Origin of the sequence: Sporosarcina thermotolerans (assembly GCF_030067815.1) — a bacterium.
In the GTDB taxonomy this organism is placed as follows: domain Bacteria; phylum Bacillota; class Bacilli; order Bacillales_A; family Planococcaceae; genus Sporosarcina; species Sporosarcina thermotolerans.
The window spans coordinates 2848456-2862180 of the sequence record NZ_CP125968.1 but is presented as its reverse complement, the minus strand read 5'-3'; the positions used below and the strand labels follow the sequence as shown (position 1 = coordinate 2862180).

Annotated in this window: 7 protein-coding genes and 3 pseudogenes; all 10 read left to right on the top strand. The window is 41.4% G+C overall.

The features are described from left to right. Positions 1-39: 39 nt before the first annotated feature. The 10 genes and pseudogenes from polX to QNH10_RS16130 all read left to right on the top strand — a co-directional run bounded on the left by polX (position 40) and on the right by QNH10_RS16130 (position 13710). Positions 40-1745 (top strand): annotated as a pseudogene (gene polX, locus QNH10_RS16175) (DNA polymerase/3'-5' exonuclease PolX). Between the two features lie 16 nt (positions 1746-1761). After that, the gene (locus QNH10_RS16170; protein ID WP_283732363.1) at positions 1762-4116 is read left to right on the top strand and encodes an endonuclease MutS2; all 2355 of its coding nucleotides are present in this window, start codon (positions 1762-1764) and stop codon (positions 4114-4116) included. Positions 4117-4196: 80 nt separating this feature from the next. Further along, positions 4197-4610, top strand: a complete 414-nt coding sequence (locus QNH10_RS16165; protein WP_283732362.1) for a DUF350 domain-containing protein — start codon at positions 4197-4199, stop codon at positions 4608-4610. A 229-nt stretch (positions 4611-4839) separates the two neighbouring features. After that, a pseudogene (locus QNH10_RS16160) lies at positions 4840-6536 on the top strand (AMP-binding protein). Between the two features lie 91 nt (positions 6537-6627). Then, entirely contained in the window at positions 6628-7209 is a 582-nt protein-coding gene (gene fadR / locus QNH10_RS16155; protein ID WP_283732360.1) for a fatty acid metabolism transcriptional regulator FadR, read from the top strand. Positions 7210-7258: 49 nt separating this feature from the next. Beyond that, on the top strand, positions 7259-8032 hold the full coding sequence (locus QNH10_RS16150; RefSeq protein ID WP_283732359.1) for an enoyl-CoA hydratase: 774 nt from the start codon (positions 7259-7261) through the stop codon (positions 8030-8032). Between the two features lie 22 nt (positions 8033-8054). Further along, positions 8055-8828, top strand: coding sequence for an electron transfer flavoprotein subunit beta/FixA family protein (locus QNH10_RS16145; protein WP_283732358.1), 774 nt, complete (start codon positions 8055-8057; stop codon positions 8826-8828). Between the two features lie 33 nt (positions 8829-8861). Next, positions 8862-9835, top strand: a pseudogene (locus QNH10_RS16140) (electron transfer flavoprotein subunit alpha/FixB family protein). Between the two features lie 410 nt (positions 9836-10245). Further along, a complete protein-coding gene (locus tag QNH10_RS16135; protein ID WP_283732357.1) occupies positions 10246-10698 on the top strand; it encodes a hypothetical protein in 453 nt (150 codons plus the stop codon). A 441-nt stretch (positions 10699-11139) separates the two neighbouring features. Then, complete coding sequence (locus QNH10_RS16130; protein WP_283732356.1) at positions 11140-13710, top strand: ABC transporter permease; 2571 nt, start codon at positions 11140-11142, stop codon at positions 13708-13710. Positions 13711-13725: the final 15 nt, after the last annotated feature.

The window sequence follows — 13725 nt, the reverse complement described above, 5'->3', positions numbered from 1 at the left end:
TTCACAGAATAAGATTGGTTGAATGGAGGAGTGGTTTACGTGAATAAAAAAACGATCATTCGCACGTTCGAAAAAATTGCTCTATATATGGAACTGTTAGGGGAGAATCCGTTTAAAGTCGGAGCATTCCGTAAGGCGGCCAATGTTCTGGAACTGACCCCCGCAGCCTTTCCGAAATGGATGATATTTTATCTTTGAAAGGGATCGGCAAAGGGACAGGCGCTGTTATTATCGACCTAATTGAAAAGGGAGAATCCGATTTACTGAAGGAGCTTGAAAATGAAGTCCCAAGTGGGCTGATTCCATTGTTAAGGGTGCCTGGATTAGGCGGCAAGAAAATTGCGAAACTCAGAGAAACGCTTGGAATTGACTCCATCGAATCTCTTCGAAATGCATGCGAGTCAAATGAAGTGAGTAAGGTTCCGGGATTCGGCAAGAAAACCGAGGAAAAGATCTTGCACGAACTTGAAATCCTTGGGACACGAAAAGGGAAACTGCCGGTTTGGCAAATTGAATCCGTTGTACTTGCAGTTGAAGAGGTACTACGTAGTATACAGGAGATCACCCGCTTCTCGGTCGCAGGAAGTTTCCGTCGTGCTGAAGAAGAAAGTAGTGATGTCGATTTTATCGTTGTGACGGATGAACCGGCCATTGTTCGGGAAAAGCTGTTGGAGACCCTGCCGGTTGAAGAAACAGTCGCTGCTGGGGATGCCAAACTATCCATTGTCCTGGATATGGCTGACCTAGTCGATGCGGATTTCCGCTTTGTAACGGATGACCAATTTGCGACTGCATTGCATCACTTCACCGGTTCGAAGGATCATAATGTGAAAATGCGTCAACTTGCTAAAGCAAAAGGGATGAAAATAAGTGAATACGGTGTAGAACTAGAAGATGGTACTATGGAAACGTTCAAAACCGAAAAGGAATTTTTCGCTTATTTTGATTTGCCTTTCATCCCACCTTCCTTGCGTATGGACGGTCGTGAAATTGAACGTTCGGAAGAGATTGCACAATTGGTTACATTTGAAGATATCCGCAGCGATCTCCATATGCACACAACTTGGTCTGACGGAGGATATTCAATCCGCGAGATGGTGGAAGCATGTCGAAAAAAAGGCTATTCCCATATGGTTATCACAGACCACACTCAATATTTAAGAGTGGCGAACGGTCTGACGCCAGAAAGGCTCAGGGAGCAAATTGCGGAAATTCGTAAGTTGAATGATGAATACGATGATATCGAGATCTTTTGCGGTACTGAAATGGATATTTTGCCAGATGGTCGTCTTGACTTCGATGATGATTTATTGCAAGAGTTGGATTTTGTTATCGCATCCATCCATTCGAATTTTAATCAATCGCAAGAGCAGATCATGGAAAGATTACATTCAGCTATCAGCAACCCGTATGTTCACATGATTGCACATCCTACTGGCCGAATCATCGGACAAAGAGAAGGCTATAATCCGGATGTCCACCAACTGATTAAATGGGCGAAGGAATACGATAAAATCCTTGAATTCAATGCCAATCCGTATCGTTTCGATCTGGCAAAGGAATATTTAGAAGAAGCGCAAGAAGCTAACGTCAAGATTGCTATCAACACCGACGCGCATGCAATTGATCAATTGAAGCATATGGAAATAGGTGTTAAATATGCTCAAAAAGCTTGGTTGAAAAAAGAGACGGTCGTAAATACATGGCCGCTTGGCCGTTTCATCGAAGAAATTATACGGAAGTGAAAGGAAGTGTGAGACATTGGAAAACCGTGTCTTGAAAACACTTGAATTTGATAAGGTCCGGGATATTGTTGCGACATACTGCACATCGTCTGCAGGACGTGCATATATGGAGAAATTAGTGCCAGTCACTGATTTTAATGAAGTTGTTCGTTTACTTGAGGAGACGGATGAAGGCCTTGCCATTCTCCGTGTGCGAGGAAATGTCCCGATGGGGGGCATTAGCGACATTCGCCCACATGCAAAACGGGCACAAATTGGCGGGGTCCTTAGCGCTTATGAATTAATGGAAACCGCCAATACGATTCGTGCAAGCCGCATTCTAAGGCAGTTCATCGAATCAGTAGATGCTGATGAAGATATTAAGATTCCCCATTTTCTCGCGAAGAAAGAATCTTTGCCGATTCTGACAGGACTTGAACATGAGATTAATGCTGCAATCGATGATAACGGTCATGTTGTTGACAGTGCATCGGGTACGCTCCGTTCGATACGTCAAAGTCTGCGCATCCAAGAAGGCAGAGTACGTGAGAAATTGGAAGGATATACGCGTGGTCGAAATGCGACGAAGATGCTGTCAGATTCAATCGTGACCATCAGGAACGATCGATTTGTCATTCCGGTAAAGTCAGAGTACAGATCACATTTTGGTGGAGTCATCCACGATATGTCATCTTCTGGCCAAACATTATTCATTGAGCCGGATGCGATTGTGCAAGCGAACAATGAAATCCGAAACTTGAAGATGAAAGAGAAGGAAGAAATCGAAAAGATCTTGCAGGATTTATCGATAAAAGTTCAAGCAGTTGCACATGAACTATTTGTTCTTGTCGATGTGTTATCCGAAATCGATATTATCCTTGCTAAATCGAAATATGGGACTGCCCATAAATGTACGAAGCCTGAAGTGAACAATGAAGGGTATATCCGCTTGGCAAAAGCGCGTCACCCATTGTTGCCAATAGAGCAGGCAGTGGCGAATACGATTGAATTCGGCAAGGATATTACAACAATTGTTATTACCGGACCGAATACTGGTGGAAAGACAGTAACCTTGAAAACCGTAGGATTATGTACATTAATGGCACAGGCTGGACTTCCAATCCCAGCTTTGGACGGTTCGGAAATTGCCGTATTTGACTCCGTCTATGCTGATATTGGTGATGAACAATCTATCGAACAAAGCTTGAGTACGTTTTCTTCCCATATGGTGAACATCGTCGATATTCTGAAGAAATTCGACTCCCGTTCACTACTTATTTTCGATGAGTTGGGATCAGGAACCGATCCTCAAGAAGGTGCTGCATTGGCAATTTCTATTTTGGATGAAGTCCATGGTACGGGTGCCAGAGTTATGGCGACAACGCATTATCCGGAATTGAAGGCATACGGTTACAATCGACCGGGTGTAGCAAATGCAAGTGTGGAGTTTGATATCGATACGTTAAGCCCTACTTATCGTTTATTGATCGGTGTGCCAGGTCGGAGTAATGCTTTTGAAATTTCAAAAAGACTCGGCCTTCATGAACATGTCATTAATCGTGCTAAGAAATTTACAGGCACTGACCGTGGTGAGGTTGACTCAATGATTGCTTCCTTGGAGTCGAGCCGCGTTCAATCCGAAAAGGATGCGGAAAAGACGCATGCACTGCTAATTGAAACGGAAACCTTAAAACGTGAATTGGAAACGAAACTCTCAGAGTTCGAGGAAATGAAAGAAAAGCTTGTTGACAATGCAAAAGAGAAAGCCAAGAAAATTGTTGACGATGCTCGAGTTGAATCAGAAGCGGTCATCTCGGACTTAAGGGCTCTACGCCTAAACGCTGGAGCAAACGTTAAAGAACATGAATTAATCGAAGCCCGTAAACGATTGGAAGGCGCCGCTCCGGAAGATAAAAAGAAAAATATCAAAGCAAAAGTAGCACCACGCCCATTAGAGGTTGGCGATGAAGTCAAAGTCATCACATACGGCCAAAAAGGCACACTCATCGAAAAGGTATCCGAAAAGGAATGGATTGTCCAAATCGGCATCTTGAAGATGAAGTTGGACGAGTCTGTTTTAGAATATACAAAACCTGAAAAGATGAAGGATCCAGTAGTATCAGCATCTGTCCGAGGACGGGATTCCTACGTTAAATTGGAACTTGACCTACGTGGCGAACGATACGAAGATGCATTGCACCGAACAGAAAAATACTTGGATGACGCACTTTTATCCAATTACCACCAAGTCTCAATCATCCACGGAAAAGGGACAGGTGCCCTTCGTCAAGGTGTTCAAACCTATTTGAAAAACCACCCACGAGTAAAAAGCTACCGATACGGCGAAGCCGGTGAAGGCGGCCATGGCGTCACTGTTGTTGAATTGAAATAAATATTTATTGAAAACGAAACCTTTCTCGCTTTCATTCGTAAAAGTTAGATTAAACGAATGACAAAAGGAGTAATTTTAAAATGACAGAAACAGGATTTTGGAGCCATCCGCTCGTCGAAACAACAGGCTACTTTAGCGTCGTAGTCCTTTGTCTTATCGTTTCGATGGTACTATTCGAACTGGTCACCAAATATAAGAACTGGGAAGAAATCCGTAAGGGGAATGTGGCCGTTGCAATGGCCACCGGAGGAAGGATATTCGGGGTGACGAATATCTTCCGCTACTCCATCGAGCAGCACAACACGCTTCCACAAATGATTGGATGGGGATTATTCGGATTCATTCTACTAGTCATCGCCTATATTCTTTTCGAATTTCTCACACCGAAGTTTAATATCGATAAGGAAATCGAAGCTGATAATCGTTCGGTCGGATTTATCTCATTGACGATTTCGGTAGGACTTTCATTTGTAATTGGAGCAAGTATTTCATAGGAGTTAAACAATGGAGAAATTATCAAAAATATTACTCGTCGTTTGCGTTCTATTTATTCTTGTTGGAGTATATTGGATGTTTACAAATACGCCTTGACTGAAAAGTTATCAGTCAAGGCATTTTTTTCATAGTTGAAGTAATATTCTATTTGAAAGCGGATTCATTTATCGATATAATGAACTAAGAAGGAATTTTCAAAGAATTTGATTATGAAAAGGGGGTTATATAATGACGGAGAAACCATGGTTGAATTTGTATCCGAAGGAAATCCCGAAGACGATCGAGTATGATCGGATTCCGTTGCAGGAATTCCTAACAAGGTCCAAGGATAAATTTCCTGATAAAACAGCCATGCACTTCATGGGGAAGAATATCAGCTATAGCGAGTTCCATGATTCAGCATTGAAATTTGCAAACTACTTGAAGTCCCTCGGAGTTGAAAAAGGGGACCGCGTAGCCATCATGCTACCAAATTGTCCGCAAGGTGCAATTGCCTACTTCGGTATCCTCTATACAGGTGCTATTGTTGTTCAAACGAATCCGTTGTATACGGAAAGGGAATTAGCTTATCAAATGGTCGATTCAGGGGCTAAAGTAATCATTTCGCTTGATATTTTATTCGGCAGAATTTCTAAAGTCGTAAAAGAGACGAAGTTAGAGCATGTGATCATCACTGGTATTAAAGACTACTTACCTTTCCCAAAAAATCTCGTCTACCCATTCATTCAAAAGAAAGAACACGGCATCGTAGTGAAGGTTGAGCATCGGGGATGAATCATCTTTTTACTGAGATTATGAAAATATCAAAACCGGAATTAGTGTCATATGATTTCAATTTTGACGAAGATATTGCATTACTCCAATATACGGGTGGAACGACTGGTCCGCCAAAAGGGGTTATGTTGACACATGCAAATCTTATTAGCAATGTGCAAATGTGTAATGCATGGTTGTATAAAAGTGAAGAAGGCGAAGAGACTGTCTTAGGAATACTACCATTTTTCCACGTGTATGGAATGACGACGGTTTTAATCCTTTCTGTCATGCTTGGCAATAAAATGGTCTTAATGCCTAAACCTGATTATGACATGGCTTTAAAGCTGATCGATAAGCAAAAACCGACCTTATTCCCGGGTGCGCCGACACTTTATATTGGTTTATTGAACCATCCGCAATTATCGAAATATGATCTTTCATCTATCAAGGCATGTATTAGTGGATCCGCTGCATTGCCAGTCGAGCTACAGGAAAAGTTTGAAAGGGTTACTGGAGGGAAATTGGTTGAAGGGTACGGCTTGACCGAAACGTCTCCAGTTGCAATTGCTAACTTTGTCTGGGAAAAGAGGCGTGTTAAAGGTTCCATCGGTGTACCATGGCCTGATACGGATGCCTGTATACTTGGTCCGGATTCTTCTGAGCCATTGCCAAACGGTGAAGTTGGGGAAATTGCAGTGAAAGGTCCACAAGTAATGAAGGGCTATTGGGATAAACCGGAAGATACTGCAGAGACATTCCGCGATGGCTGGCTTTTGACGGGTGATTTAGGCTATATGGATGACGAAGGGCATTTCTATGTAGTTGATAGAAAGAAAGATATGATCATCGCCAGCGGTTTTAATATTTATCCGCGTGAAATCGAAGAGGTACTTTACGAGCATCCCGCAATAATGGAATGTGTTGTTGCAGGTATTCCTGATCCTTACCGTGGGGAGACTGTGAAAGCCTATATTGTTTTAAAAGAAGGAGAAACGGTATCAGAAGAAGAATTAGATAAGTATTGCAGGGAGCATTTGGCGTCGTATAAAGTGCCCAAGAAGTACGAATTCAGAAAAGAACTTCCAAAGACGGCAGTCGGTAAAATATTACGCCGCACATTAATCGACGAAGAAAAAAAGAAGATGGAACTCGAGTTAAAAACTTCGTGACGAAAGACTTGACGATAACCGAATAAACGATTATTATGAAAATATGAATGAACAGTCATTCATATTTTCTTCTTTTTGGTGGTGAGAACAAATGAAACGCGATAAACCCAAATATAAGCAAATAGTAGATGCAGCTGTCATCGCTATTGCTGAAAACGGCTATCACCAGGCGCAAGTATCAAAGATAGCGAAGGAAGCAGGCGTGGCGGACGGGACGATTTATCTTTATTTTAAGAATAAAGAGGATATCCTGGTTTCCGTTTTCAGGGAGAAGATGAGTGTCTTCGTTGAAAACGTGAAAGAGATCATTGCAACGGAAATAACTGCGAGAGAAAAGCTGTTTAAAATGATAGAAAACCATTTCCGTTTGCTATATAGCGATCGCCATCTTGCAATTGTAACCCAATTGGAATTGCGCCAGTCCAATAAGGACCTGCGTTACAGAATCAACGAGGTGCTTAAGGAATATTTGGTGTTGCTCGATTCCATTTTAAAAGAAGGAATTGAAAAAGGTGAATTTGACGGACAAATCGATATTCGCCTAACACGGCAAATGGTTTTTGGCACGATAGATGAAACAATTACCTCTTGGGTAATGAATGATCAAAAGTATGATTTATTGAAATTAGCACCTGAAGTACATCGCCTTATATTAAATGGCATGAAATCTTAATAGTACTCATGGCGAAAACATCGTCTTGTTGGGGAAGGGACGGGATAAAATGGAGTTCTTGAAAATTGTCAGGGAAGATGGCGTGGCGACTGTATCAATCAACAGACCGCCAGCCAATGCGTTATCAAGTGGTCTAATCCAAGAGATTGATAGAATGCTTGACTCAGTGGAGAATGATGATTCAGTAAGGGTCATCGTCTTTCATGGGGAAGGACGATTCTTCTCGGCAGGAGCAGATATTAAAGAATTTACGACTGTTTCATCTGGGGAAGAATTCACTAAGCTTTCAGCTGCGGGGCAAGACGTGTTCGAACGGCTGGAAAGCTTTAAAAAGCTGGTTATTGCAGCAATTCATGGAGCTGCCTTAGGTGGCGGACTGGAGCTTGCAATGGGCTGTCATATTCGGGTCGTAACAGAAAAGGCCAAGCTTGGTCTGCCTGAATTGCAACTTGGATTAATCCCTGGATTTGCCGGGACACAGCGCTTGCCTCGATATGTTGGAGTGGCAAGAGCTGCAGAAATGCTTTTAACAAGCGAACCGATTACGGGTGAGGAAGCTGTTCGCTTCGGACTAGCCAACCATGTGTTTTCGGAGGAGGAACTACTTGCGAAGACAATGGAAATGGCGAAGAAAATCGCAAAGAAAAGTCCGATCGCCATGAAAGCCGCTTTACAGATGCTTCAATTTACCAAGTCGGACTCCTTCTATGAAGGCGTTAAGGCAGAAGCCGATTCATTTGGTGAAGTATTTGTTTCAGAAGATGCCAAAGAAGGCATTCAGGCGTTCATTGAAAAAAGAGAACCACAGTTCAAAGGGAACTAAATAAGCCGAGGAGGTATGCAATATGAACATTTATGCATTGGTTAAGCGTACATTTGACACAGAGGAAAAGATCGCAGTATCAAACGGCAAGATTGTAGACGATGGCGCTGAATTCATTATTAACCCATATGACGAGTACGCTATCGAAGAAGCGATTCAAGTTCGTGATGCGAATGGCGGAGAAGTGACTGTCATTACGATCGGAGACGAAGAGGCTGAAAAACAGCTGCGTACGGCGCTAGCAATGGGTGCGGATAAAGCTGTTCTTATCAATACTGAAGATGACCTTGACGAAATGGATGAATTCACAGTAGCCAAAATCATCGCGGAGTACTTGAAGGATAAAGATGCAGATTTAATCATTGCTGGAAACGTTGCCATTGATGGTGGCTCTGGACAAGTTGGTCCACGTGTTGCAGAACTTTTAGGCATCAATTACGTAACAACAATCACAAATCTTGAAATAGATGGCACTTCAGTGAAAATTGTACGTGATGTAGAAGGGGATTCCGAGACAATTGAAACGTCCCTGCCGCTATTAGTCACTGCACAACAAGGCTTAAACGAGCCACGCTATCCTTCCCTCCCTGGCATCATGAAGGCGAAGAAAAAGCCGCTTGAAGAGCTTGAGTTGGATGATTTGGACATCGATGAAGATGATGTTGAAGCAAAAACTGAAACGATCGAAATCTATCTTCCACCTCAAAAAGCTGCTGGACGTGTCCTTGAAGGTGACTTAGCTGATCAAGTGAAAGAGCTTGTGGAACTTTTAAATAAAGAAGCAAAAGTGCTTTGATTGAAATTCATACAGTAATGGGAGGGACTCAATATGTCTAAAAAAGTATTAGTACTTGGTGAAGCTGAGAAGGAGCATTACGAAACGTTTCATTTGAAGCAATTGCTGCAGCGAAAACGGTATCAGGCGTCGGCGAAGTCGTCGGCGTATTATTTGGAGATGCTGTAGAATCTTTAGGCGCAGAAATGATCACATACGGTGCAGATCGTGTTCTCACGGTTGAACACCCACATTTGAAACACTATACATCAGATGGATTCGGCCAAGCTTTCATGGCTGTATATGAGCAAGAAAAGCCAGATGCAATCGTTTTCGGACACACATCATTAGGAAAAGACCTATCTCCAAAGATCGCAAGTAAGCTTGCTTCAGGTTTAATCTCTGATGTTACAGCTATCGAAGGAGAAGGGGACGATGCAGTATTCATCCGTCCAATCTATTCCGGAAAAGCATTCGAAAAAGTGAAAAACAAAGAAGGACTTCTTTTCATTTCAATCCGTCCGAACAATATCGCACCATTGGCTAAAGACGACAGCCGTTCAGGAGATGTATCTTCAGTTTCAGTTGATATTACAAATCTTCGCTCCGTCATTAGCGAAGTTGTCCGTAAATCTACTGAAGGTGTAGATTTGTCAGAGGCGAAAGTTGTTGTTGCTGGCGGACGCGGAGTGAAAAGCGCTGAAGGCTTCGCACCACTTGAAGAATTGGCAAAATTGCTTGGCGGTGCGGTAGGAGCATCCCGTGGAGCATGTGACGCTGACTACTGCGACTATTCATTGCAAATCGGTCAAACTGGTAAAGTCGTAACACCAGATCTTTATATCGCTGCAGGAATCTCCGGCGCTATCCAACATATGGCTGGAATGTCCAACTCCAAAGTAATCGTAGCGATCAACAAAGACCCAGAAGCGAACATTTTTAAAGTAGCAGACTATGGTATCGTAGGAGACTTGTTCGAAGTCATCCCTATGATGATTGAAGAGATTAAGAAGATTAAAACTAATTAATAGTAGAAGGGCTCCTATACTAATAGGGGCCTCACTACTGTAGACAAACACCTCGAATTTTGGTGTTTGCCTACAGTTTTTTTAATATAGATAAAGCTATAAATGGATATTATGACAAATTATCAAACCAGAATCCCGCCGCGCGCTCAAGACACCGCCTTCCGCGCTCAAGAATTCCACCCGCGCCCAAGACACCGCCTTCTGCGCTCTATTTATTCAATAATAGTGAGTATGTAACCATCTTCTTATTCAAGTAATGTGTGCTTTACTTGAAGATCGTTGAGCTTCTAGAGGCTCATTTTCTTATTGAACTAACGGAGGTTAGTTGAATAAGAAGAAAAACGAATAATGCGTATTTGACTCATATTAGTGAACGAACAGGTCATACTAAGATAAAAAGGTGTGGCTTTATGAAACAAGCATTTTTTGTTTTAACATTAATTTCTTTAATCATTCTTACAGGTTTTGTTAAGAAAGACCAAGACAAATGCCTTCATTGTAAAGAATGCTATGATACCGCTTGGGATGACGGGTATAGGACGGGTTATGGTACAGGAACTGTAAATGAAAGGTATCGAATCACAAGAAGCCTGATTCAATTAGGAAAAACGGATGAAGAACTTGTTCACATGATACCAACAAGCTATGTGGAATTAAAGGACGTAAGAGAGCAGCTCAAACTCTTACGTGGTTATTTTGAATTTGAGGTATCAAGCTACGAGAAAGCAAGAGAACTTTTAAAAGAAGGTAAATCAAACGAAGAGATTGTAGAAAAAACAAACTTAAGTTTCTATGAATTAGAATTGGTGAAACAACAACTGAAGCAAAATAATGGAAAATTCAAATGGGAAGTGAATAACTAAGGGACTTAAGCCAAAGTGATAAGTCTTTGTGAACTTAACTAAAATATTGTGAAGAAATGTACTTAAGCTAACGGGTGCTTAGTTGAAGAAGACTATACTGCGAAATAGAACTTCCATATTATTATGAGTTCTAATTCTTCCAACTTGCATCAACATTAAACTTTAACGGAGCCTATTAATTAATAGAAAACCTCTATCCTCAACTACCCCGTAAATGTTAGACACCAAACTATCATTTACGGGGTATATTTTACGTGCTTTCAAAAGAAATTTAGCCAAATGAAAAGCTCTAAAATAGGATATTTCTTCGTTATGCCGAAAAATCGTTTTTTATGTTTACTAAACTTTCTAACTACGGTAGTGTTAAGGGAATGATTATTGTGTTCCCTTTTTTTGGATGAGTAAAAAATTATGAAGGAATTAACAAGAGGGGGTTATGACTTGTTTTATTATATAAAAGCTACGCTTAGGGAGCGTTGGCCGATATTTCTTGTTGTGATGTTAATTTTAAGTTGTCTTGGAATGGGTTACGTAGGTGCTCAATCGGTGTCGGAGCGGATGGTTATCCAAACGAAAGATGACCTCGATAAAAATTGGCGCTATCAATACGATATTCTCGTTTTACCCGAATTATCAGACCAAACGAAAGGACTGGATGACGGTTGGATTGCACCACAAGCAAGTCTTTCAAGTTATGGCGGCATTTCGCTTGAGGATCTTGAAGTAATACGAAAAATACCTGGAGTTCAAGTTGCAGCTCCTCTCTCTCATATTGGTTATGTTGAAGTGTTTTCTATGTTAGCGTCATATCAAGATGATAAAGAAGGGGATTATTCGTACGTCGAACATTCAGCAGTCGCCTTTGATGGACTTTCCGATATTACAATCTCTGAATCAAATAGAATAAATGAATATAGTGCCTATTATGGCGGGAGTCCGGTTGGTTTTGACCCAGAGAAATACAGCCATCTATCGAATAAATTGTCAGAGGAGAATTCTGGTTGGAAAACGTTTATGCCGGCCGGTACAAATTTGAGACAACCGAACTATCTCATGCTCATTGCGATTGATCCGGAAGCGGAGGAACAATTATTTACATTGTCCGACAGTTTGGTCATTGGTAATTCACTTCAAGAGGCGGAGATTGGAAATTCAGGAAGTGCACGCCTCATTCCAATTATTGCATTGGCTGACGGTCAGGCTAAAATGACCGAAACGTTGAGAATTTCCAGAATTCATGTGCCGGAAGATGTTGATGAAAGTGATTTTATAGACGGGGCAACAGAGTATTTGCTTAATTTGCCTCGTACCGAAGTGGTTAACTTATCACTAGATACGTTTTCCGAGCAATGGAAGTATAAATATGGTGAACTTAGTCTGCTTGGAAAGGATCAAGTTAGATTGAAATCAGGTGGAATAGCTGCTTCTAGTGAGGCGTTACTCTATCGTTTTACTCCAATTCAGTTTGAATCTAATGGAAAAACAGACACTGGCATTCCTCTTATGAAAGCACTAACTGTAAAAAATACCGATCCATATGACATTCGCACGATTAATTTGTATAGAGGAGAAGCGGAAGAATATAGATCCGTAGGATATGGTTTAAAAATCATTGATTTATATGATTCAACGAAAATCGTTCCAAAATTTAAGGGAACTTGGAAAGATGGGGACCCAGCAGATGTTTACACGCCTCACCACAGCATGATTATCGAGGATGGTGCTGGAAATAAAATAAATCCAACTCCACTTTTCCCACTACCTTATAAAGATACCTATTACACGGGATCCCCTGATGCAATAACGACAATCGAAGCGGCGTCTATTTTCTATAGTCCCGAAGATATATTATCATCAATTCGTGTCGTTGTAGAAGGTGTAGAAGAGCGGACAGATTCAAGTCAGCACAAAGTGGAAGCAGTCGCTAAACAGATTATGGATCTAACAGGCCATCATGTTGAAATTATGCTCGGTTCATCTTCTTCGAAAGTTCATGTCGATCTCGATACAGATAAAGAAGGAGTAGCGGGAGTAGTCGAGGAAGGGTGGCAACAAGCAGGCGTTAGCTGGTCCATTCAAGAACATATAGAGAAATCAAATATCATTCTATTTTTCTATCTACTATTAGTTAGTTTTGTTTTCTGTTATACGGTTATTACGCACAGCTTACTACGTCGCTCCACTGAATTCGCGATGCTTCGTGCAATCGGATGGTCGAGACGGAAGATAGTAGGTATTCTTACGTTTGAAATCATCACACTAAGTGTATTTGCACTTATTCCGATTGCAGTCGCGAATATTTGGTTGAAGATTTTGCCGTCGTATGAGTTTTTCATCATCTTCTTGATCGTCATTCCAATTATCGCAATTGGTTATGTAACGGGTAGCCGAAAGGCATTGAAGTTATCCCCGCGGGCGGGCTTGGAAGGTGAAGGAACACAGTGGAGTTTCATGCGGCTATTCAAAATAAATGGCTTACTTTCGTATGTCGTGCATCAATTAATTAGACGCCCACTACGATTTGGGTTATTGGCAATCGTACTTGCATTGACCGCATTCATGTCGATCCTCTTCGTCGCAACCCAGCAAAGCTTGTCGGATTTCTTATTGCTTAGTTTTCTAGGTGAAACGATTGATTTGAACTTGAAAGGTTTTCAAACTGCTTTTCTTGTCGTAGGTTTGATTTTGACGATTGCAATCGTGTTTTTACTGCTATTCCTCAATATTACTGAGCGCAAAAAAGAGTTTTTTATTTTACGTTCTGTCGGTTGGTCTTTACGTAGAATACAAATGTATTTAAGTGTCGAAGTTACTTTAATTGCGCTATTGGGATCCGTTATAGGTGCCATTGGTGCGTACTTGTTGTTAACGATCTTCTCGTCACTATGGATTCCGGTTTGGATGCTTGTACTCATCATCGTAATGCCGGTTGTTCTATTGTTAGGTTTTTCTTTGGCGATTGTTCAAAGTATGAAAATGAGTGGTGTTGTAAAAGACCAACATGCTGCTTAACGAAGGGGTGGAATA